This window comes from Flavobacterium sp., assembly GCF_032153895.1.
Lineage (GTDB): Bacteria > Bacteroidota > Bacteroidia > Flavobacteriales > Flavobacteriaceae > Flavobacterium.
In genome coordinates this window covers 17,122-37,769 of sequence record NZ_JALDYN010000021.1, presented here as the reverse complement: position 1 = coordinate 37,769, position 20,648 = coordinate 17,122, and the positions used below count along the sequence as shown (strand labels likewise).

Genomic DNA, 20,648 nt, shown 5'->3' with positions numbered 1-20,648 from the left:
AATCCCATGTGTTTTGAATTTGTTTAAAGATAGTTGTTTTACATAAAATACGCCAGAATAATTCCTAAGATGATTGCGGAAAGTTTCGCCATATTGAATTTATGACCTTCGCTGGCTTCAAAAATTATAGTGGATGAAATATGAAATAGAATTCCGATAACAAAAGCCGTAATTTCAGCGTAATAATGCGTAATAAAAGGTAGTTTTTCTGAGGCAAAAGTTCCAAGTGGCGTCATCGCTGCAAAAGCGAGCATGAATAGTAATATGGAAGCTTTGTTAAGATGTGAATTACTGAAAAACGTAGTTAGAATAATAGCAATAGGGAAGTGGTGAATGGCAATTCCCCAAGCCAAATCATGATGATGGCTTACCGGCATTCCTTCTAACAAGGCGTGCAAACACAAACTGATGAATAACGACCAAGGAATGTGATGCATCGTGTCGTGTCCGTGAACGTGACCGTGTTCGGCACCTTGAGAAAAATATTCGAGTACAATCTGGAAGACAATACCAAACATGATGAAAAAGCCAATACCGCTGTGAACATGTCCGTCAGCACTGTGACTATGCGACGTTTCATAAACAGCCGGTAATAAATGTGACACGGTTAAGGCCAATAAAAAAGAACCACTAAAGGCCAAGAGCAGTTTTAGATTTTTTTTGCTTCTCGGACGAAAAAAGGTAGCTATCACATAGCCCAATAGTACCGAAAGTAAAGGAAGCAGATACAACATCATACTATTTAAAAATCATGATTAAGCGTTCGGAATCATTTTTATAGAATTTGCGCAGCTTGTAATCACCAAAAACATCCAAAAGATAAATTCCGGCTTCTTCCATCATCTGTTCAAAATCGTTTAAAGTTAAGGCTTTTACTTTTTCCGTGAAATGAAATTGTTGTCCATCGGCTTCAAAATCGATTTCTTTGAAAATATGATTGTCTTTTACATAACGTTTGATGTGAAAATCAATGCCTTCCACCGTTTTTACTTCTTCCGGAACCAAATTGTTGATGATATAATTCACGTTCATGAAATCGATAACCGCAAAACCGTATTCCGAAAGACTGTCGTGAATGGCTTTTAAAGTCGTCAGATTATCATCATCACTTTCAAAATATCCGAAACTGGTAAATAAATTGAAAACTGCGTCAAACTTTTCTTCAAAAGGCTCGCGCATATCGTGTACTTTGAAATGCAGTTTTTCGTTGGCAAATTCTGAAGCTGCTTCGATACTGTTTTCGGATAAATCGGCACCGGTTACATCATATCCTAATTCATTTAAATATACCGAATGACGGCCTTTTCCGCAGGCTAAATCTAAAATTTTAGCATCTTCCGGTAGGTTTAAATATTGGGTAAGGTTGTCCATGAAATGTTGCGCTTCGGCATAATCACGGTCTTTGTATAAAATATGATAATAAGGTGTGTCAAACCAAGAGGCAAACCAGTTTGCAGTATCTTTTTGCATAGAAATTCTTTAAGCCTACAAATTTAACGTATTTTTGCGGACTAATTTCATGTTTCAGGATTTGAAATTTGGAATTTTGACATTGGATTTTGATTAGGATGGAAAATTTTAAAATGATTGCCAAAACCTTATTTGGCTTCGAGGAAATATTAGCGAAAGAACTGATACAATTGGGCGCTCAAAAAGTAGAGCAAGGAACCCGAATGGTAAGTTTTTACGGCGATAAAGGATTTATGTATAAAGCAAATTTGGCTTTGCGCACTGCTTTAAAAATCTTAAAACCGATTTATCACTTTCGTGCGTTTAACGAGCAGAGTTTGTATCGTGGCGTTCAGGGAATTGACTGGTCGAAGTATTTGTCGGCACATCAATCGTTTGTGGTGGATGTGACTTTGCATTCCGAACATTTCAATCATTCGCAGTTTGTGGCTTTGAAAACTAAAGATGCTATTGTGGATCAGTTCCGCGAGAAGTTTGGCAAACGTCCGAATATTGATAAAGATTTTCCAGATTTGAGAATCAACGTACATATTGACCGTGATCAATGTTCAATTTCCTTAGACAGTTCAGGTGATTCATTGCACCACAGAGGTTATAAAACTGCTACCAATATTGCACCAATTAATGAAGTTTTAGCGGCAGGAATGTTATTACTTTCCGGTTGGGATGGACAAGGTGATTTTATTGACCCGATGTGTGGTTCGGGAACGATTTTAGCGGAAGCTGCGATGATTGCTTGCAATATTCCGGCGAACATCAACCGTAAAGAATTTGCTTTTGAACGTTGGAATGACTGGGATAATACTTTATTCGACCAAATTATGGATTCGTTAATGAAGAAAACCAAAGAATTCCATTATACGATTACAGGTTATGATAAAGCACCATCAGCTGTGATGAAAGCGAAAGATAATATCCGAAATGCTAATTTGGATGAATACGTAAGAATTTCAGAACGTAATTTCTTCGACACTGAAAAAGAAACTCGCGGACCGTTGCACATGGTGTTCAATCCGCCTTATGGTGAGCGTTTGGATATTGATATGGAACGTTTTTACCGAGAAATTGGTGATACTTTAAAGCAAAGTTACCCGGGAACGAACGCTTGGTTTATTACCGCGAATTTGGAGGCGTTGAAATTTGTCGGTTTAAAACCATCGAGAAAAATAAAACTTTTTAATGGAAAACTGGAATCCCGTTTGGTCAAATACGAAATGTACGAAGGTAGTAAAAAAGCGAGTAAACAAGTATAGTTTTCAGTAAAAGTTCTTAACTCATAATTTATAATTCAAAACTCATTATGTCTAAAATAACTAAAGCATTTTTATACAACTTTTTAGGATTTGCACCATTGTTTATTATTTTTCGAGTAATTGCAGGTTACGCTACGAATCTAACCGGTTTTTGGTTGCCATTGACAGCTGCAGTAGCTGCATCAATATTAGCTCCGAAATTTAAAGCCATCAAAACCAATGAAGGCGAAAAAATCTTCATGTCATGGATGTTCATCAAGGGTGTGAAAGAAGTAAAATAGTATAAAAAATCCTAACAAAATGTTGGAATTTTTTTATTTCTGACTTTTATAAAGCGGAATAAAATAACTCAGTGTGTAATTAAATCCGACGCCGAATTTTCCATCGTAAGTTCTGTTAAAACCAGGAATGTACAGATTATCGAAATTGTCAGGTGTTTTGTTGGTTACCAGATAATTCAATCGAACTGAGAAACCTAAATAGACGTTGTTAAGAACTTCGGCTTTTACGCCACCTACAAGTTCTAGCCAAGAAGCGGTTAATCCGTTGAATTCCTGACCTGAAGTTACTGTATTTGGATCAAAATACTGATTCGTATTATAAACCGTATAATGGTTTAGCTGATGTGAAAACGAACCTACTCCGTAACGCATTCCGGCATAAATCATGTTTTCCAGATCCAGCCAGTTTTCGTGTGCGTTGTAATCAAACCCAACTTTGAAATAACTTCCTTTTGTAGTGAAATTTAACTGGTCGTCATCAACCGTTTTCTTTTCATTACCCAATTCGCCGGCGATGTAGATTTTTTTGGTTAAACGATAATCGCCAACTACCTCAAAACCTTGATATTTATCGTCATAAAACGATTTGGTTAATCGGTGTAAATCAACGCCAACGCGTAGACCATAACGTTCCGTTTTACCTGTTTTTACTGAATCTTTTGCTTTTTCCTGAGCTACTGTTGATAATGAAACCAACACTAAAGCGATACTAAAAATAGATCTTAATGTGTGTTTCATTTTCGTTTTGAATATTAGGTTGTGACACAGTTATCGATTGAATCCAAAGGCTTGCATCACCATCAGTTAGTACTGGATTGGAATCGTTTAACTGAAATACGGTTTTGAATCCACAAGCTCTTGAGATAAAAACATCCTGACGAGCGTAATCATACGATAATACATCGGTATTTGTATCAGCCGGATTTGCAGCACCTGAATTGTAGATGAAATTATAAACGGTATTATCAGCAGTCGTTTTTAATGGAAGAAATAGCTTAGAACCATTGAACAGGTACTTTTGTTCTTCTGTGGAAGCAGAAGGGTTGAAAATGATTCCTTCACCCATTCCATTTGCGATTACTTTTAAGTTAGTAACGTTTTTAAGGGTTGTAGGATTAGCAGCGTCGTAAAATTCGATGACAACGTTCGGTGTGGTTGGCGTACCTTCCGCACAGATATCATCTTTCTCACAACTCCAAAAGGAATTGGCAAGTAAAAAGGTCAATGCGAATATTTTTAGTTTTTTCATAGGAATCGATTATCAATGCAATTAACTGATGACTGAAAACTGCGACTGCAAACTAGTTTCTTTTTTCCAAAAGTACAACATTTTCCACGTGATGCGTTTGCGGGAACATATCCACCGGGCGCACTCGGGTTACTTTATACATTTCGTTCATTAAAGCCAAATCACGCGCTTGTGTAGCAGAGTTACAACTTACGTAAACCACTTTTTCAGGAGCGATTTTTAAAATTTGTCCGACAACATCAGCATGCATTCCGTCGCGTGGTGGATCAGTGATGATTACATCAGGATGACCGTGCGTTTTGATAAATTCATCGTTGAACACGTTTTTCATATCCCCAACAAAGAACTCACAATTGGTGATGTTATTACGTTTCGCATTTTCTTTAGCATCCACAATAGCTTCAGGTACGGCTTCTACACCGATTACTTTTTTCGCTTTTTTGGATACGAATTGTGCAATGGTTCCGGTTCCTGTGTATAAATCGTAAACCAATTCGTTTCCGGTTAAACCTGCGAATTCTCTTGTGATTGAGTACAATTCATAGGCTTGAGCAGAATTGGTTTGATAGAATGATTTTGCGTTAATACTGAAGTTCAAACCTTCCATTTCTTCCAAAATATAATCTCTTCCTTTGAAAAGAATAATGTCCTGATCGTAAATAGTATCGTTGGCTTTTTGGTTGATAACATACTGTAACGAAGTGATTTCCGGGAAACGTTCCGATAGGAAATTCATCATTAATTCGATACCTTTTTTGTTATTATCGTAGAACTGAATCAGCACCATGATTTCTCCGGTTGAAGCGGTACGAATCATTAAAGTACGCAACAAACCGTGATTTTCTCTTGGGTTAAAGAATGTCAAACCATTTTCATTGGCAAATCGTCTTATTTCGTTACGAATGTCGTTCGAAGGATCTTGCTGTAAATGACATTTTTTGATGTCTAAGATTTTGTCCCACATTTTCGGAATATGGAAACCAACGGCATTTTTGTTGTCTAATTCCACTTCAGAGTCGATTTCTTCTTGTGTCATCCATCTTGAAGACGAGAAACCGAATTCCATTTTATTGCGGTAGAAGAATTGCTCTTCGGAACCTAAAATCGGCTCGAATTCCGGCAATTCAACCTTACCAATTCTCTTTAAATGATTGTAAACTTCCTGGTTTTTGTAGAACAATTGTTGTTCGTACTTCATGTTTTGCCATTTGCATCCGCCACAAACACCGAAATGTTCACAAATCGGTTCAATGCGATGCTCTGAAAACTCGTGGAAATTCACCGCTTTTCCTTCGTAATAGGCTTTGCGTTTTTTGAAGGTTTGCACATCCACTACGTCTCCCGGCACTACATTCGGAATAAAAATTACTTTACCATCGGGAGCTTTTGCCACCGATACGCCTTTTGCACCCGCATCAAGGACTTTTACGTTTTCGAATACGATTTTGTCTGTTTTTTTTCTTCCCATGCGGCAAAAATAAGCAATACTTAAATACTAATTGCAGTTAATAAAAAAATACGCCTGTATAGACGTATTTTAGTTGTGTTTCACGATTTAGTCCTATTACGTTAATAGGTAATATTAAAGGAGCCTTCCGTTATTACTATTGTATTGGCAGGATTTCCAGAATCCACTAAAGTTCCTGAGAAAGTACCTTTTAGTTTGTTGTCAGAGTTTTGTGTGATAATTACCGAAAAAGATTCAGTTGTTTCATAGTATACACCCGCATCACTGTATTGGAAAAAGTACACACCTTCCATGCTGTCTTTTTCTAAATTCATTTCGATTGTAGTTGGTGGGCTTCCTGCTATTGTTGCAGTAACTTCTAAGTCTGTATAATCTGGATAAACCATAGAATCTACATCTACTGATGTGAAGCTTTTTTGTGTTCCGTTGATTTTCATTTTCATACTATCTCCAGAGCCTCCACCAGAGCCACCATCATCGCTTGAACAAGATGATAAAATACCAAGCGAAATAAAAGTCAAGAGTAAGAATATTTTTTTCATAAGCCAGAGTTTTATAAGGTTAATGTTTTATGAATTTACTCATTATCAATGGGGTATAAGGTATTTTGGTTCTTAAAATCGTTGTTTTTAAAGCTAAAATCGGTAAAAGGTACTTTTGCAAATTTTGAATATCATTAATTTTATGTTTTGTAATTTTGAAACGAAATTCTTAATAAAACCATGACAACACATTTAGCTTTACTGCGCGGAATCAACGTTTCCGGACACAATATGATTAAAATGGAAGCTCTGAAAGCACTTCTGGAGCGAATGGGTTTTACCAATGTACAGACTTATATTCAATCGGGAAATGTTTTTGTAGATTCTGAGGAGACGCACGGCCCAACGATTGGTTTTAAAATTAAACAGGAAATTTTTAAAGAATGGGGGTATGATGTACCTATTATTGTAATTTCAAAGAGTGATTTGGAAGCTTGTCTTCTGAAGAATCCTTTTTTGAAAGAGAAAGATATTGATACTAAAAAATTATACTTCACTTTTATCTCTAAAGAGTTGAACGAATCGGCTATTCATGATTTGAAAATGAGTCAGGTAAAACCCGATGAGGCTATCATTGATGGCAACAGAATTTACATCAAATATGCAAATGGAGCCGGTAAAACACGTTTCGATCAAAAGTACATTGAAAAAAAACTAAATGTAACGGCAACTATACGTAATTTAAATACCGTTACAAAGTTACTCGAAATGTATGCAGGCATAGTAAAATAAGACTTTTTATAACAAGTCATCTATATTTTGTTATCTATTTTAAAAGGTGTTTTTTGTCAGGTTAATTGTTATATTTTTGAGACTGAGTTTTTGGTTTTGTTATAAAATTCATAAAAACAAGCAATAATTGTTATTTTTTAAAAACCGATTGCTTATCTTAGCGGGAAATTTCGCCCCAAAGAATTTTACAATACTGAAACTACTAAATCAATTTTATAATGCAAGTGTTAGAGAAAATGAGTTCTGCAGAAGCAATCCAATTAGAAAACAAGTATGGTGCCCACAATTATCACCCACTTCCTGTTGTGTTAAGCAAAGGAGAAGGTGTGTTTGTGTGGGATGTTGAAGGAAAAAAGTATTATGATTTTTTGTCAGCATATTCTGCTGTAAATCAAGGGCATTGTCATCCAAGAATCATCAATGCTTTGATGAACCAGGCTCAAGCTTTAACGTTAACTTCAAGAGCGTTTTACAACGATAAGTTAGGTGTTTACGAAAAATTCATGTCAGAATACTTCGGATTTGACAAAGTTTTACCAATGAATACCGGTGCTGAAGCCGTTGAAACTGCTTTAAAATTATGCCGTAAATGGGCTTACGAAAAGAAAGGAATTAATGAAAATGAAGCTCAGATAATCGTTTGTGAGAACAATTTCCACGGAAGAACTACGACAATCATTTCATTCTCTAACGACGAGAACGCCCGTAAAAACTTCGGACCTTATACAGCCGGATTTATAAAAATTGCTTACGATGATATTGATGCTTTAGAAAAAGCCATCACATCAACGCCTAATATTGCAGGATTCTTAGTTGAGCCTATCCAAGGTGAAGCGGGTGTTTATGTACCTTCTGAAGGTTATTTGGCAAAAGCAAAAGCCTTATGTGAAAAGCATAATGTATTGTTCATTGCCGATGAAGTACAAACAGGAATTGCCAGAACCGGAAAGTTATTGGCTGTTCAGCATGAAAATGTGAAACCGGATGTATTGATTCTAGGTAAAGCATTGTCTGGTGGTGTTTATCCGGTATCGGCTGTATTGGCAAATGACGAAGTGATGAATGTTATCAAGCCAGGTCAACATGGTTCAACTTTTGGAGGAAATCCGGTTGCTGCTGCAGTTGCGATTGCTGCTTTAGAAGTAATCACTGATGAAAAATTAGCAGAAAATGCAGAACGCTTAGGACAACTTTTCCGTTCTGAAATTGCGAAATATATTGAAACATCTAATATTGCGACTTTAGTTCGTGGAAAAGGTTTGTTGAACGCGATTGTTATCAACGATACAGAAGAAAGCGACACCGCTTGGAACATCTGTATGAAGTTAGCCGAAAACGGTTTGTTAGCCAAGCCAACACACGGAAACATCATCCGTTTTGCTCCGCCTTTGGTTATGACCGAAGATCAACTTTTAGATTGTGTGAATATTATCACCAAAACATTGAAAGAGTTCGAAAACTAAATAAAAACAAAAAATCCGCTGAAAAGCGGATTTTTTTATTGACAAATTGGAGATTATTGACCTAATAATTCTCTCATTTTTTCTTGCATTAATTCCGGATTTTGTAATGCGTCCATTCCGAAATAGCTGATAATCCAAATCATGTAAATCAAATAAAGTACACCCAATACAATACCGATAATACATAAAATTTTACCGGTTTTGATATTGTTGAAATTGGTATACATTGAAGGATTTTGATTGTACACATCAGTATCTTTTTTAGCCAGATACATTCCGACACCACCTAGTAAAATACTGATGATACCATAACAACAACAAGTAATAATGGATAATACACCCAAAATCATTACTGCGGTTGCATTTGGTAATTTTTGTTTCTGGTCAAAATTGTTGAAGTTTGTTTCTTCCATAATAAATGTTTGGTTTTGGTTAATATTGGTAAATAAAATGTCTTATAAAGTAAGCAACAACCATGATTACGGCGTTGGAGATTCCCAAAATTCGGATAATTCTATGATAGTTGCGGGTTTTGTCGATGAAATTCAAAACAATGAATCCGAAGAAAATGACTAAGGTGTAAATGGCAGGGAACATCAAAAAAGCAGCTTTGAATTCGCCGTTAAATAACAGAACAAGAGCTCTTTGCGTACCACATCCGAAGCATTCAATGCCTAGAAATTTTTTCGATAAACAAGGGAGCATAAACTCTTCCATGGTAGCCATTTTCTGTATAACAATTTTAGGAAAAAAAAAGGGAATAACTAAAAAAAACCACAACATAATTTTAAACTTGCGTATTTTTGACCTTTCGATAGATATGAAAGCATTTTATATTTTACTGTTTATAGCGATTATCGGCTATACATTTTACGAACAATCGAAACCGGAACCCAATGTTTGGATTCAGGCGATTGGCGTATTGGTTTTTTTCTTCGGAATGATGAAACTGATGGCGAAAATTCCAAGTAATACAAAAGAAGAAGACAAAGATGGCGATATTTAATCTAGGCGATAAAGTTTCAGTTTTAGATGATACGATTGATGGTGTCGTAACCGGATTTCAGAACCAAAAAATTGTAATTGAAACCACCGATGGTTTTGTCATGGCGTTTGCCGAAAATGAATTGGTGAAAATTTCCACTTCAGAAGACTTGCAATCATTCACCACAAATCAGCAACTTTTATCAGCGCTAAAGGATAAAGAAACCGAAAAGAAACGTTCGTTTGTAAAAGAGAAAAAATCCCGCAAAGACGAATTTGTTTTAGAAGTCGATTTACACATTGAAAAACTCGTACCATCCAAAAGAGGCATGAGCAATTATGATATTTTAACCTTGCAAACCGATACGGTTAAAGGGCAGCTTGAATTTGCCATCAGAAACCGAATTCCTAAAATCGTATTTATTCACGGAGTAGGTGAAGGCGTTTTAAAAGCCGAAATTGATTTTCTGTTAGGGCGATACGAAGGTATCAGTTTTCAAGACGCGAATTACCAAAAATACGGATTAGGCGCCACCGAAGTGTATATCAAACAAAATCCGAATCGTTAAATTACAATGAAGTCGTGTAGGTTCCGAATAAATATTCTTCGAAAACAAACGAATTATCCGGACTTACAAACTGAATGTTTACAAACTTAATCTGATGGTTATAACCGGTAAGAACTTCTTCGCTGGTAACTGGATCAATCGTAATTTTTTCTGTAGTTATAATTTCAATTTTACCACCATTTGAAGCGTTCCATTCATTTATAACTGTTGGTGTTGCAGGTGGAATATCGTTACAAACTGTTGTGCTTCCGACAGCATTGCTATATTTTCTGTAAAGTACTTTATTTGTTCCGGAAATGTTTACGATTCTCGGTTCTCCGTCAGGTGTAACTTCATTAAGAAAGCTCGATTCCGGAATATCAACTAACAAAAGTTCATCACTATTGGTTTTAAAAAGGAATGTTTTATCGGTACACTTTTGAATAGCAACACTACTGAAATTAAACGATTCCAGTACTAAATCGCCATCATCACAAGCGGTTAACAAACAAAGTCCAAGTAATAGTCCGAATATCTTTTTCATAAAACGAATATTGTTTGGGACAAAAGTAAGGTTTTTAGTTTTGAAATATGTCAAAACAAATTACGAAAATTCATCAATATTGCTATATTTGACTACCAAACGAAAAACTCAATTATGTCATCACAACATCAAACCAATTATCCGGCGTTGTATACTTTAATCACCGTATTTTTTTTCTGGGGATTTATTGCAGCCGGAAACAGTATTTTTATTCCTTTTTGTAAAAGTTATTTTTCACTAGACCAGTTTCAGTCGCAGCTTGTAGATTTTGCTTTTTATACGGCGTATTACATTGGAGCTTTATTATTATTCATCTTCGGAACCTTTAAGAATAAAGACATCGTAGGAAATTGGGGTTACAAAAAAAGTATTGTTTTTGGATTGTTGTTTTCCGCTTTAGGAGCCGGAGCCATGATTTTAGCGGTGGAAGCGAATGTCTACGCCGGAATGTTAACCGGATTGTTTATTGTAGCACTTGGTTTTTCGTTGCAGCAAACTGCAGCAAATCCGTTTGCCATTTCGTTGGGTAACCCGAAAACGGGAGCTGATCGTGTTAATTTAGGAGGTGGAATTAATTCCTTCGGAACCACTATTGGCCCATTGATTGTTGCTTTCGCCCTTTTCGGAACTACTGCCACAGTAACCGATGATCAAATCAAACATTTAGATATGACCAAAGTAATCTTGCTTTATGTTTGTGTTGGTTTATTGTTTGTTGCAGCAGCGGCTCTGTTTCATTTTTCGAGAAAAGTGCCCGCCGGAATTTCAAACGAACCGATGGAAAAAGCCAACAAAGCCATGCGTACTTTGGTGATTATGACAGGTTTATTAGCGATTTGTTTCGCACCGGTGTTTAACAGTTATAAAAGTGATGAGGCAAAAGAAATAGAAGCATTAGAAGCAAGAGTAACAGTATTGAAAGCTGATTTTGAGTCTGAAAACAGCAAAACTTTTTCTGCTACAGAAATTACCTCTTTGAAAGAACAAGTAGCCAATCACGAAAAAAATATTGCCGCAATCAAAGGAGGTTTAGAGAAGAGTCGTATGTTTTGGTTGTCTGGAGCTTTATTAGTTGTAGTGGGCGGTTTGTTGTTTTCCTATCAATCGGCTAAGAAAAACAGTGACGGTTGGGGCGCCATGCAGTATCCGCAGTTGGTTTTGGGAATGTTGGCCATTTTTACTTATGTTGGAGTAGAAGTAGCCATAGGAAGTAATCTAACCGAATTATTGAAACTTAAAGAGTTTGGAAGCATCAGTGTTTCGGATAGCGCTCCCTATATTTCGATGTATTGGGGAAGTTTGATGATTGGCCGTTGGGCTGGAGCTATCAGCGTGTTTCGTTTGTCGGATAATAAGAAAAATTTAGCGTTGATACTAGTCCCTTTATTGGCTTTCGGTGTAATTGTTGGCGTGAATACTTTAGCTCAAAAAGACATGACACCATTATATTATTATGTAGTTTGTGTGGTGCTTCAGATTGCCGCGTTTTTCATCAGTAAAGACAAACCGGCGCGAACTTTAACCATTTTCTCGATTTTTGGAGTTGCAGCAATGCTAATCGGATTGTTTTCTTCCGGAACGGTTGCCATTTATGCCTTTTTAGCAGGTGGATTGGCGTGTAGTATCATGTGGCCGGCAATTTTCAGTTTGTCGATTATTGGTTTAGGGAAATACACTTCGCAAGGTTCTGCTTTTTTGGTGATGATGATTTTAGGAGGAGGGATTATTCCACCAATTCAAGGAAAACTATCAGATATCATCGGAATTCACCAATCGTACATTATTCCAGTACTTTGTTTCGGTTATCTGTTGTTCTTCGCCATCGCTGTAAAATCCATCCTGAAAAAACAAAATATCGATGTTGATGAAATTGAAGCAGAAGGTGGACATTAAGCCAAAATCTTAAGAAAATAATAATATCGAATTCGGAGCACGGGAAAACCTTTACCTTTGCTCCGAATTTTTGTTTTATGCAAATCAATAAATACTACTTAGCGGCTCTAACAGCCTTTGTCATGTGGGGATTTTTCAGTTTGGCGCTGAAACCGATACACGATTATCCGTCGTTGGATATTCTTTTTTACCGCGTGTTTTTGAGCGTTATTCTAATATCGGCTATTAACCTTTTGGTACGTCGTGATGTGCTATTGAAAGATATTCGGTTGGTAAAACAATTGCCTAAAAAAGAACAATATAAAGTACTGAAAGTAAACATTGGTGGCGGCATTTTATTAACGGCGAACTGGTTCATTTTTATCTATGTGATGAATCATATCAGTGTGAAAGCCGCGTCGTTTGCCTATTTGGTTTGCCCGATTTTAACCACCGTTTTGGCTTTTTTTATCCTAAGAGAACAACTCAGTAAATGGCAATGGACAGCTGTAGGGATTAGTGCTTTAGGTTGTGTTTTGTTGTCGTTCAACAGTTTTTCTTCTTTGTTTTACAGTTTGATTGTAGCGTTTACCTACGCTTTATATCTGATTACACAACGTAGCAACACGATGCTGGATAAATTCGTCGGATTGAATATTCAACTGCTTACTTCAGGAATTTTGTTGCTGCCGTTTTATCCGAAATTCAGCGGACCGGTTCCTATGGAAAGCCGTTTTTACATCTGTTTGTTGTTCATTGTGGTTATGTTTACCATTATTCCATTGTTTTTGAATTTGTTTGCATTAAAAGGCGTGAATTCTTCAACGGTGGGAATCATGTTATACATCAACCCGATAATTAACTTCTTGCTCGCGGTTTTTTACTACAACGAAGCGGTAACCGAAGTTCAGTTGATTTCATACAGTTTGATTTTAATTTCAATTATCGTTTTTAACGAAAAACTTATCTTTAACCGAAAATTGAAAACCGTTTCGTAAGCCATCATGAGAAAAGTATATTTGGATAACGCTTCAACAACCGCCATTTTACCGGAAGTTATCGCTGAAATGACTAAGGTTTTATCGGATGATTTTGGTAATCCATCATCAACACACAGTTTCGGAAGAAGTGGGAAAGTATTGTTGGAAACGGCTCGAAAATCGATTGCGAAACAAATCAATGCGGCGGCTTCTGAAATTATTTTTACCTCTTGTGGCACCGAAGCCAACAACTGGATTTTACGTTCGGCAGTGAAAGATTTGGATGTGAAACGCATCATCACTAGTAAAATTGAGCATCATGCTGTTTTACATACGGTGGAAATGTTGCAGCAGGAATTCGGTATTTCAGTTGACTATGTAGCATTAAAAAATGATGGTACAGTCGATTTTACCGATTTGGTGGAATTGTTGTCACAAGAAGGCAAAACCTTGGTGAGTTTAATGCACGTGAACAATGAAATTGGAACGGTTTTAGATTTGGAAAAAGCAGTACGAATTACGCATGATTACAACGCGTTGTTTCATTCGGACACGGTTCAATCTATCGGTAAAACGGAAATTGATGTTCAAAAATTAGATATAGATTTTCTTGTCGCAAGCGCACATAAATTTCACGGTCCAAAAGGAGTTGGGTTTGCCTATCTAAAGAAAAACAGCGGATTACAGCCTATATTTTTTGGTGGAGAACAGGAAAAAGGATTTCGCGCGGGTACTGAAGCTGTTCATCAAATTGTTGGAATGGCAAAAGCTTTGGAAATGTCGTATTTCGAATTGGATTCACATCGAACTCACATCAAAGAATTAAAAGATTATGCAATTCAACAAATTGAAATTGTATTTCCGGAAGCTAAAATAAATGGTTCAACTGAAGGATTTTATAATATTCTGAATGTGATGTTTCCTTTTTTAGAAGATAAAACTGCGATGATTTTGTTCCATTTGGACATGAAAGGAATTGCTGTTTCCAGAGGAAGCGCCTGCCAAAGCGGAAGTGTAAAACCCTCACATGTTTTAGCTGAAATTTTAAATGATGATGATTTGAAGCAGCCAAGTTTGCGCATTTCTTTCAGTCATTTCAATACTAAAGAAGATATTGATTTATTGGTGCAAGCCTTACAAACTGTTTAATATGATACTAAAACCTAAATTCGGCATCGATAAATTGCTTTTCGGAATGAAACAGCAAGATGTGGAAAGTCTTTACGGGAAGCCTGATTTTGTATATAAAGATGAAGAAAAGAACATCATTTGGATGTACAATAACTTAAAAATGCGATTGACTTTTTATGAAGAAGAAGAGTTTAAACTAGGTTATTTGGTTACTACAAATGCTAATTTAATTCTTTTTGATGAAAAGATTATCAATATTTCACCTTCTAAAATCGTTGATTTGTTGGAAGCAAAGGGTTTTAAAAGTTGGGAAACCACTACTGAAGACGGTTTTGAAAACCATTTCAACGAAGACAACTGGTTAATGTTAATTTCAGAATACGGTGAAATTGTAAAAGTAGAAGTTGGAGCCGTTTTCAACAATCAGGACGAATTCGACTGGAAATTTAAAGCATAAAAAAAAGGCACTTTTAAAGTGCCTTTTTATTTAGTATTATTTTTTAACAGGTTCTGTCATTTCAATTTCAAAAACCAAGTTGGAGTTAGGCGGTATTACATTGCCCGCACCACGTGTTCCGTAGCCTAAAGCTGCTGGTATAAAAAATGTGGCTTTGTCTCCAAAACTCATATTCTCAATCCCTTCTAAAAAGCCTGGGATTAAACCCGTTTTATTTCCGTATGTGAAAGGGAAGCCATTATAACCGCCTTGTTGAGCACGCATCGGATCGTGTTTACCATAAAGTTTAGCGATTTCTTCAAAACTGGTGTCGAACATTTTTCCATTTTCGAAATACCCGGCATAACCGATTTGAACTTGAGCGCCATTGGCAGGTTTTACACCCGTTCCTTTTTTAGTAATAACAAATTCTAAGCCACTTGCAGTTTTGGTAGCCGATTTTCGATAAGCAGCGAATTCATCTTTTTTCATCTGCATTACCTGTCCATATTTGGCTTCGTATTCTTTCTCTTTGTTTATTCTGTCTTCTTCAGCTTTCTTTTTACGTTCTTCTTCTAAAGCAACTTGTTTAGCATCATCCTCTTTTTTATTGGCGTAGTAGGTTTCAAAAACTTTTGCTGCATCGAATTTCTTGGCTTCACTTCCTTTACGGATGATTGTCATTTTTTCGATATTGTCACCTTGCTCGATAGCGTTTACCACTTCCATTCCGCTGGTAACTTCTCCAAAAACGGTATGTCTTCCGTCTAACCAAGGCGTTTCTTTATGTGTGATGAAAAATTGACTTCCGTTGGTTCCAGGACCAGCATTTGCCATAGATAAAATTCCGCCTTTACTGTGTTTCAATTCCGGAACGATTTCATCTTTAAATTTATAACCCGGATCACCGTTTCCAGTTCCTGTCGGATCTCCACCCTGAATCATAAAATCTTTAATAACTCTGTGGAATTTAATGCCGTCGTAATAAGGTTTTCCTTTAAAAGCTTCACCAGATACAGGGTTATTTCCTTCAGCAAGTGAAATGAAATTGGCAACCGTAATAGGTGTTTTCTGATACTCCAACTTTACAGTGATTTTTCCTTTATTGGTTAAAATATCTGCATAAATACCATCAGTTGATGCTTTTGCGGTAGTTTTAGTAGTTGTTGCTTTTTTCGAAGGTGTCGCTTTCTTCACTTTTTGAGCATATCCGCTCATCAAGCCCAAGAACAGTAAAATCAAGATTTTATTTTTCATTTTTAATTTTCAACCTTTTCCTTACTCTGTTTGCATTGTGCGGGGATTTTCAGGATTTGTCCCTTGTTAATTTATTTATTTTGTCAATTCCATTTCAAATACTAAATCGGTGTTTGGCGGAATGGCGCCTTGCATACCTCTTTCCCCATAACCCAAATACGAAGGAATGAATAGGATAATTTTATCGCCAACAGCCATTTTTTCCATGCCTTCAATAAAACCGGGAATTAAACCGTCTTTTTTACCATACGAAAACGGAACCGGAGCATAACCACCTTGTCGGTCTCTGTTGATATCATACGTTCCGTAAGCTTTTGCAACATCAGCATAGTTGGTGTCAAAAAGCAAGCCGTTGGTAAAATATCCGGCATAGCTAAAATTCACTTTTGTACCGTGAGCTGGTTTTGCATTCCCTGATTTTGTGATGAATGCAAATTTTAGGCCAGATTCGGTTTTGGTGGCTGTTTTTTGAAGCGCTTCGAATTCCAGCGCTTTATTTTTCTGAACTTCTGCAAATTGATCGGCCATTTTTTAAGTTCGTAAGCCTCTTTGCTGTAATAGGTTTTGAAAACTTTTACGGCATCAAACTGATTGGCTTCTTTTCCTCTTCGGATGATGGTAACCGAGTTGATTTCATCGTCCATTTCAATAGCGCGAACCACATCCATCCCTTCCACAACATGTCCGAAAACGGTGTGAACTCCATCTAAATGCGGTGTTGGATTATGGGTGATGAAAAACTGACATCCGTTGGTGTTGGCTCCGGCATTTGCCATCGACATAATTCCTTCGCTGTCATGACGTAAGCTTTCATCGAATTCGTCTTTAAACTTATATCCGGCATTACCGTTTCCGCTACCTTCCGGATCGCCGCCTTGCGCCATAAAATGGTTGATTACACGGTGGAATGTTAATCCGTTGTAAAATGGTTTTCCTTTGTATTTAGGGCTTACAAAAGGGTTTTTTCCTTCGGTTAATGATATGAAATTCGCAACCGTAACCGGAGTTTTTTTGTATTCCAACTGAACTAAAACACTTCCTTTGACAGTTTCGATATCAGCATAAATTCCGTCAGCTAACTTGTCGTGTTCTTTCTCGCAGGAAATTGTAAATAGGGCAAATAGCGCCAAAAGTGACGCGGTCAATTTTTGTTTCATGGGTTATTCGGTAGTTTTTGTGGCTTCTTTTTTAAGTGCAGCGCCCACTTTAACATCGGTAAGTTCTACAACACAGATAATTGGTTGATTGGTTGCAATTCGGTCATTATCACCTCTGTAACCATAAGCCAAATGAGAAGGAAAAATAAATTTTACTTTTTCACCCTTTTTCATTTGTTTGATTCCGTCACGCAATCCGATGATAATATTTTGTTTATCAACGGCATAGGTTTGAGGTTTTAATTCTTCAGCTGAATAAATCGTATTGCCTTCTAAATCAGTAATAGAATAGGTAAAATGAGTGACGTCGCCCTTTATCGGTTTATATGTTTCTGCATCATTTTTTACCTCGTAATGATACCAATAGCCTTTTGGTGAAGCAACATAAGATTTCGAAGTATCTTTTTTGATAAGACTTTCAATCTGTGTTTCTTCGGTATTGATGAGTTTCTTGTTGCGCTCAATCGATTCTTTGATAAAAGTTCCCGAAGTATGCGAAATCGGTTTTCTCGCCTCCTGCTGACTACAACAAGCCAATAAAAGCCCCGAAAACATGACACCGACAATAAATATATTTTTCATGATTATTTCTTATTTTCTTGGGCTAAAGTAGTGATAAATTGGTTTATAGTTTCCTCCAAAGTTCCAAAAGATTTTCCTCCGGCCGCATTAATGTGTCCGCCACCGTTAAAGTACTTGCGTGCAAATTGATTCACATCGAAATCTCCTTGCGAACGGAACGATATTTTGATGATGCCTTCGTCTTTGTTTTCGATGAAAATGGCGGTAAAATCGTAACCGTCTAATGTTAATCCGTAATTCACAATGCCTTCCGTATCGCCTTTAACATAATTGAAATGGTCTAATTCCTCTTGTGATAAAGTAATATACGAAGTGCTGTGTTGTGGTAACAATTTCAAGTTTTGAAGCGCTCTTCCTAAAAGTTGTAAGCGGTTGTAAGAACTGGTATCGAATAAATTATTGTGAATTTGTGCGTTGTTGATACCTCTGTCAATCAAATCTGCAGCAGCTTTATGTGTTGTGCTGGTTGTTGAGGCGAATCGGAAAGAACCTGTATCAGTAACAATTCCGGTATACAAACAAGTGGCCACTTCTTTATTAATGAAATCCGAATAACCTAAAGCGTTGATAAAATGATACACCATTTCACAGGTGGAACTCATCAAAGTGTCGGAATAAACATATTTGGCATAGCCATCCGGCAACTGATGATGGTCAATCATGATAAAAGTTTGGTCAGTCAGCGTTTCCAAAAAAGAACCCATAACTTCGCCGGTTCGGTGTAAGGCGTTGAAATCTAAAGTGAAAATTAAATCGCTTTCGTATAAATTTTTTTGACAATCGGAAGTGTTGGTTTCATAAACCATAACCTTGTCTGAATTAGGCATCCAAGCCAAATAATCCGGAAATTCGTTTGGAGAAATTACTGTAACCGAATGATTTAATTGTAATAAAAAATGGTACAATCCTAAAGTCGACCCCATTGAGTCGCCATCCTGGTTGCGGTGTGGGATTATGCTAATTTTTTTAGGGCTTGCCAATAGCGTTTTAACCGCTTCAATATCATGTGAATTCATCATGTTGCGAAAATACGTTTTTTGCCTCAAAATTTCGTTAAATAAAACTTTCATTTTTTAATTTTTCAGTTTTACAGAAATGACTATTTTTGCACATGCAACACAACGTACTTATTTTAGATTTCGGATCGCAATACACACAATTGATTGCGCGCCGTGTTCGCGAATTGAACATATTCTGCGAAATTTTTCCTTACAACAACATTCCAACAGATTTGTCGAGCTATAAAGCGGTTATTCTTTCGGGAAGCCCTTTTTCGGTTCGTGCAGAAGATGCGCCACATCCAGATTTATCGCAGATTCGAGGTAAAATGCCTTTGTTGGCGGTTTGTTATGGAGCACAATATTTGGCTCATTTTAGTGGTGGAGAAGTAGCGCCATCCAATATTCGTGAATACGGAAGAGCGAATTTGTCTTTCATTAAAGACGATGAAGCCTTTTTTGACGAAGTAGCTTTGAACAGTCAGGTTTGGATGAGCCACAGTGATACGATTAAACAACTTCCAACCGGAGGTGTGCGTTTGGCATCGACTAAAGATGTGGAAAATGCAGCCTATCGTATTGAAGGTGAGTCAACGTATGCGATTCAGTTTCACCCGGAAGTTTATCATTCCGTGGATGGAAAGCAGATGTTAGAGAATTTCTTGGTGAAAATTGCTGAAGTTCCGCAAAACTTTACACCAAACGCTTTCGTAGATGAAATCGTAGCCGAAATGAAAGAGAAAATCCAAGGCGATAAAGTAGTTTTAGGACTTTCGGGAGGTGTAGATTCAACTGTTGCTGCGGTTTTATTGAATAAAGCCATCGGTGAAAATTTATATTGTATTTTCGTAAATAACGGATTACTTCGTAAAAATGAATTTGAAAGCGTTCTCAACCAATACAAAGGAATGGGACTTAACGTAAAAGGAGTGGATGCTTCGGCACGTTTTTTGAATGAATTAGCAGGAGTAGAAGATCCGGAGACGAAACGAAAAATCATCGGACGCGTGTTCATTGAAGTTTTTGACGACGAAGCGCATCAAATTGAGGATGTGAAATTCTTAGCACAAGGAACGATTTATCCAGACGTAATCGAATCGGTTTCTGTAAAAGGACCATCAGCGACTATTAAATCGCATCACAACGTAGGAGGTTTGCCAGATTTTATGAAATTGAAAATTGTTGAGCCTTTGCGAATGTTATTTAAAGACGAAGTGCGTCGCGTAGGGAAAACATTAGGGATTGATGATGAATTGTTAGGACGTCATCCATTCCCGGGACCAGGCTTATCGATTCGTATTTTAGGAGATATTACGCCAGAGAAAGTGAGAATTTTACAGGAAGTGGATTATATTTTCATCAACGGTTTGAAAGAACACGGCTTATACGACAAAGTTTGGCAGGCAGGAGCAATCTTGCTACCGGTAAACAGTGTAGGTGTAATGGGCGATGAGCGTACTTATGAAAAAGTGGTAGCGCTTCGTGCAGTAGAATCTACAGACGGTATGACGGCTGACTGGGTTCACTTGCCTTATGACTTTTTGATGAAGATTTCCAACGAAATTATCAACAAGGTAAAAGGAGTAAACCGAGTGGTGTATGACATCAGTTCGAAACCGCCTGCCACCATTGAATGGGAATAATTTTTATAAGAAAATAGTGGATAAGTCGTTGCAATGGTTAAATTTGTAACGACTTGTT

The 20,648-nt window shown here is 37.0% G+C and carries 25 protein-coding genes and 1 pseudogene; 12 read left to right on the top strand and 14 right to left on the bottom strand.

Annotation, left to right across the window (positions count from 1 at the left end):
* Positions 1-38: 38 nt before the first annotated feature.
* Together RUH60_RS08445 and RUH60_RS08440 are read right to left on the bottom strand one after the other, a co-directional pair.
* Positions 39-734, bottom strand: a complete 696-nt coding sequence (locus RUH60_RS08445) for a ZIP family metal transporter (RefSeq protein ID WP_313807319.1) — start codon at positions 732-734, stop codon at positions 39-41.
* A 4-nt stretch (positions 735-738) separates the two neighbouring features.
* Positions 739-1,470, bottom strand: coding sequence for a class I SAM-dependent methyltransferase (locus tag RUH60_RS08440; protein ID WP_313807313.1), 732 nt, complete (start codon positions 1,468-1,470; stop codon positions 739-741).
* Positions 1,471-1,568: 98 nt separating this feature from the next.
* Between RUH60_RS08440 and RUH60_RS08435 the strand changes: the two genes are divergently transcribed.
* Both RUH60_RS08435 and RUH60_RS08430 read left to right on the top strand, forming a co-directional pair.
* On the top strand, positions 1,569-2,723 hold the full coding sequence (locus RUH60_RS08435; protein WP_313807311.1) for a class I SAM-dependent RNA methyltransferase: 1,155 nt from the start codon (positions 1,569-1,571) through the stop codon (positions 2,721-2,723).
* Between the two features lie 47 nt (positions 2,724-2,770).
* The gene (locus tag RUH60_RS08430) at positions 2,771-3,004 is read left to right on the top strand and encodes a hypothetical protein (RefSeq protein WP_313807309.1); all 234 of its coding nucleotides are present in this window, start codon (positions 2,771-2,773) and stop codon (positions 3,002-3,004) included.
* 33 nt (positions 3,005-3,037) lie between these two features.
* Here the strand turns inward: RUH60_RS08430 and RUH60_RS08425 are convergent, their stop codons facing one another.
* From RUH60_RS08425 to RUH60_RS08410, 4 genes are all read right to left on the bottom strand, one after another.
* Complete coding sequence (locus RUH60_RS08425) at positions 3,038-3,742, bottom strand: DUF6048 family protein (protein ID WP_313807307.1); 705 nt, start codon at positions 3,740-3,742, stop codon at positions 3,038-3,040.
* Positions 3,714-4,253, bottom strand: a complete 540-nt coding sequence (locus RUH60_RS08420; RefSeq protein WP_313807305.1) for a DUF6452 family protein — start codon at positions 4,251-4,253, stop codon at positions 3,714-3,716. Before RUH60_RS08420 ends, RUH60_RS08425 begins: the two co-directional genes overlap by 29 nt.
* Before the next feature lie 52 nt (positions 4,254-4,305).
* Entirely contained in the window at positions 4,306-5,721 is a 1,416-nt protein-coding gene (gene rlmD, locus RUH60_RS08415; RefSeq protein WP_313807303.1) for a 23S rRNA (uracil(1939)-C(5))-methyltransferase RlmD, read from the bottom strand.
* Between the two features lie 101 nt (positions 5,722-5,822).
* The gene (locus RUH60_RS08410) at positions 5,823-6,263 is read right to left on the bottom strand and encodes a hypothetical protein (protein ID WP_313807301.1); all 441 of its coding nucleotides are present in this window, start codon (positions 6,261-6,263) and stop codon (positions 5,823-5,825) included.
* Between the two features lie 180 nt (positions 6,264-6,443).
* Between RUH60_RS08410 and RUH60_RS08405 the strand changes: the two genes are divergently transcribed.
* Positions 6,444-6,995, top strand: a complete 552-nt coding sequence (locus RUH60_RS08405; protein ID WP_313807299.1) for a DUF1697 domain-containing protein — start codon at positions 6,444-6,446, stop codon at positions 6,993-6,995.
* A gap of 218 nt (positions 6,996-7,213) precedes the next feature.
* On the top strand, positions 7,214-8,458 hold the full coding sequence (rocD, locus tag RUH60_RS08400) for an ornithine--oxo-acid transaminase (protein ID WP_313807297.1): 1,245 nt from the start codon (positions 7,214-7,216) through the stop codon (positions 8,456-8,458).
* A 53-nt stretch (positions 8,459-8,511) separates the two neighbouring features.
* On the opposite strand, the gene RUH60_RS08395 is transcribed toward rocD, so the two are convergent.
* The gene (locus RUH60_RS08395; protein ID WP_313807295.1) at positions 8,512-8,871 is read right to left on the bottom strand and encodes a CCC motif membrane protein; all 360 of its coding nucleotides are present in this window, start codon (positions 8,869-8,871) and stop codon (positions 8,512-8,514) included.
* Between the two features lie 37 nt (positions 8,872-8,908).
* On the opposite strand from RUH60_RS08395, the gene RUH60_RS08390 reads away from it, so the two are divergent.
* A complete protein-coding gene (locus RUH60_RS08390) occupies positions 8,909-9,034 on the top strand; it encodes a hypothetical protein (protein ID WP_313807321.1) in 126 nt (41 codons plus the stop codon).
* 36 nt (positions 9,035-9,070) lie between these two features.
* Here RUH60_RS08390 and RUH60_RS08385 read toward each other — a convergent pair.
* A pseudogene (locus tag RUH60_RS08385) lies at positions 9,071-9,163 on the bottom strand (DUF2752 domain-containing protein); the annotation flags it as partial.
* A gap of 115 nt (positions 9,164-9,278) precedes the next feature.
* Between RUH60_RS08385 and RUH60_RS08380 the strand changes: the two are divergent.
* On the top strand, positions 9,279-9,464 hold the full coding sequence (locus RUH60_RS08380) for a hypothetical protein (RefSeq protein ID WP_313807293.1): 186 nt from the start codon (positions 9,279-9,281) through the stop codon (positions 9,462-9,464).
* Entirely contained in the window at positions 9,457-10,011 is a 555-nt protein-coding gene (locus tag RUH60_RS08375; protein ID WP_313807317.1) for a Smr/MutS family protein, read from the top strand. Before RUH60_RS08380 ends, RUH60_RS08375 begins: the two co-directional genes overlap by 8 nt.
* A 1-nt stretch (position 10,012) precedes the next feature.
* Here the strand turns inward: RUH60_RS08375 and RUH60_RS08370 are convergent, their stop codons facing one another.
* Entirely contained in the window at positions 10,013-10,534 is a 522-nt protein-coding gene (locus RUH60_RS08370) for a hypothetical protein (RefSeq protein ID WP_313807291.1), read from the bottom strand.
* 114 nt (positions 10,535-10,648) lie between these two features.
* On the opposite strand from RUH60_RS08370, the gene RUH60_RS08365 reads away from it, so the two are divergent.
* From RUH60_RS08365 to RUH60_RS08350, 4 genes are all read left to right on the top strand, one after another.
* Positions 10,649-12,427: an MFS transporter gene (locus tag RUH60_RS08365; RefSeq protein WP_313807289.1), complete on the top strand. Its 1,779-nt coding sequence runs from the start codon at positions 10,649-10,651 to the stop codon at positions 12,425-12,427.
* A 77-nt stretch (positions 12,428-12,504) separates the two neighbouring features.
* Positions 12,505-13,404: an EamA family transporter gene (locus tag RUH60_RS08360; RefSeq protein ID WP_313807287.1), complete on the top strand. Its 900-nt coding sequence runs from the start codon at positions 12,505-12,507 to the stop codon at positions 13,402-13,404.
* 6 nt (positions 13,405-13,410) lie between these two features.
* Positions 13,411-14,535, top strand: a complete 1,125-nt coding sequence (locus tag RUH60_RS08355; protein WP_313807285.1) for a cysteine desulfurase family protein — start codon at positions 13,411-13,413, stop codon at positions 14,533-14,535.
* 1 nt (position 14,536) lies between these two features.
* Entirely contained in the window at positions 14,537-14,974 is a 438-nt protein-coding gene (locus tag RUH60_RS08350) for a hypothetical protein (protein ID WP_313807283.1), read from the top strand.
* A 36-nt stretch (positions 14,975-15,010) separates the two neighbouring features.
* Here RUH60_RS08350 and RUH60_RS08345 read toward each other — a convergent pair whose 3' ends face one another.
* From RUH60_RS08345 to RUH60_RS08325, 5 genes are all read right to left on the bottom strand, one after another.
* Positions 15,011-16,210, bottom strand: a complete 1,200-nt coding sequence (locus tag RUH60_RS08345) for a peptidylprolyl isomerase (RefSeq protein ID WP_313807282.1) — start codon at positions 16,208-16,210, stop codon at positions 15,011-15,013.
* A gap of 75 nt (positions 16,211-16,285) precedes the next feature.
* A complete protein-coding gene (locus tag RUH60_RS08340) occupies positions 16,286-16,738 on the bottom strand; it encodes an FKBP-type peptidyl-prolyl cis-trans isomerase (RefSeq protein ID WP_313807280.1) in 453 nt (150 codons plus the stop codon).
* The gene (locus tag RUH60_RS08335; protein ID WP_313807278.1) at positions 16,648-17,367 is read right to left on the bottom strand and encodes a peptidylprolyl isomerase; all 720 of its coding nucleotides are present in this window, start codon (positions 17,365-17,367) and stop codon (positions 16,648-16,650) included. The genes RUH60_RS08340 and RUH60_RS08335 overlap by 91 nt, the downstream gene beginning before the upstream one ends.
* Positions 17,368-17,370: 3 nt before the next feature.
* Positions 17,371-17,949 (bottom strand): gliding motility-associated peptidyl-prolyl isomerase GldI, encoded by a 579-nt coding sequence (gldI, locus tag RUH60_RS08330; RefSeq protein WP_313807276.1) that lies wholly within the window; start codon positions 17,947-17,949, stop codon positions 17,371-17,373.
* 2 nt (positions 17,950-17,951) lie between these two features.
* Complete coding sequence (locus RUH60_RS08325; RefSeq protein WP_313807315.1) at positions 17,952-18,965, bottom strand: bifunctional oligoribonuclease/PAP phosphatase NrnA; 1,014 nt, start codon at positions 18,963-18,965, stop codon at positions 17,952-17,954.
* A 95-nt stretch (positions 18,966-19,060) separates the two neighbouring features.
* On the opposite strand from RUH60_RS08325, the gene guaA reads away from it, so the two are divergent.
* Positions 19,061-20,590 (top strand): glutamine-hydrolyzing GMP synthase, encoded by a 1,530-nt coding sequence (gene guaA / locus RUH60_RS08320; protein WP_313807274.1) that lies wholly within the window; start codon positions 19,061-19,063, stop codon positions 20,588-20,590.
* Positions 20,591-20,648: the final 58 nt, after the last annotated feature.

Coding starts and splice junctions, on each gene's coding strand:
- RUH60_RS08445 (WP_313807319.1), bottom strand. CDS start 734: ATGTTGTATCTGCTTCCTTTACTTTCGGTACTATTGGGCTATGTGATA.
- RUH60_RS08440 (WP_313807313.1), bottom strand. CDS start 1,470: ATGCAAAAAGATACTGCAAACTGGTTTGCCTCTTGGTTTGACACACCT.
- RUH60_RS08435 (WP_313807311.1), top strand. CDS start 1,569: ATGGAAAATTTTAAAATGATTGCCAAAACCTTATTTGGCTTCGAGGAA.
- RUH60_RS08430 (WP_313807309.1), top strand. CDS start 2,771: ATGTCTAAAATAACTAAAGCATTTTTATACAACTTTTTAGGATTTGCA.
- RUH60_RS08425 (WP_313807307.1), bottom strand. CDS start 3,742: ATGAAACACACATTAAGATCTATTTTTAGTATCGCTTTAGTGTTGGTT.
- RUH60_RS08420 (WP_313807305.1), bottom strand. CDS start 4,253: ATGAAAAAACTAAAAATATTCGCATTGACCTTTTTACTTGCCAATTCC.
- rlmD (WP_313807303.1), bottom strand. CDS start 5,721: ATGGGAAGAAAAAAAACAGACAAAATCGTATTCGAAAACGTAAAAGTC.
- RUH60_RS08410 (WP_313807301.1), bottom strand. CDS start 6,263: ATGAAAAAAATATTCTTACTCTTGACTTTTATTTCGCTTGGTATTTTA.
- RUH60_RS08405 (WP_313807299.1), top strand. CDS start 6,444: ATGACAACACATTTAGCTTTACTGCGCGGAATCAACGTTTCCGGACAC.
- rocD (WP_313807297.1), top strand. CDS start 7,214: ATGCAAGTGTTAGAGAAAATGAGTTCTGCAGAAGCAATCCAATTAGAA.
- RUH60_RS08395 (WP_313807295.1), bottom strand. CDS start 8,871: ATGGAAGAAACAAACTTCAACAATTTTGACCAGAAACAAAAATTACCA.
- RUH60_RS08390 (WP_313807321.1), top strand. CDS start 8,909: ATGTCTTATAAAGTAAGCAACAACCATGATTACGGCGTTGGAGATTCC.
- RUH60_RS08380 (WP_313807293.1), top strand. CDS start 9,279: ATGAAAGCATTTTATATTTTACTGTTTATAGCGATTATCGGCTATACA.
- RUH60_RS08370 (WP_313807291.1), bottom strand. CDS start 10,534: ATGAAAAAGATATTCGGACTATTACTTGGACTTTGTTTGTTAACCGCT.
- RUH60_RS08365 (WP_313807289.1), top strand. CDS start 10,649: ATGTCATCACAACATCAAACCAATTATCCGGCGTTGTATACTTTAATC.
- RUH60_RS08360 (WP_313807287.1), top strand. CDS start 12,505: ATGCAAATCAATAAATACTACTTAGCGGCTCTAACAGCCTTTGTCATG.
- RUH60_RS08355 (WP_313807285.1), top strand. CDS start 13,411: ATGAGAAAAGTATATTTGGATAACGCTTCAACAACCGCCATTTTACCG.
- RUH60_RS08350 (WP_313807283.1), top strand. CDS start 14,537: ATGATACTAAAACCTAAATTCGGCATCGATAAATTGCTTTTCGGAATG.
- RUH60_RS08345 (WP_313807282.1), bottom strand. CDS start 16,210: ATGAAAAATAAAATCTTGATTTTACTGTTCTTGGGCTTGATGAGCGGA.
- RUH60_RS08340 (WP_313807280.1), bottom strand. CDS start 16,738: ATGGCCGATCAATTTGCAGAAGTTCAGAAAAATAAAGCGCTGGAATTC.
- RUH60_RS08335 (WP_313807278.1), bottom strand. CDS start 17,367: ATGAAACAAAAATTGACCGCGTCACTTTTGGCGCTATTTGCCCTATTT.
- gldI (WP_313807276.1), bottom strand. CDS start 17,949: ATGAAAAATATATTTATTGTCGGTGTCATGTTTTCGGGGCTTTTATTG.
- RUH60_RS08325 (WP_313807315.1), bottom strand. CDS start 18,965: ATGAATTCACATGATATTGAAGCGGTTAAAACGCTATTGGCAAGCCCT.
- guaA (WP_313807274.1), top strand. CDS start 19,061: ATGCAACACAACGTACTTATTTTAGATTTCGGATCGCAATACACACAA.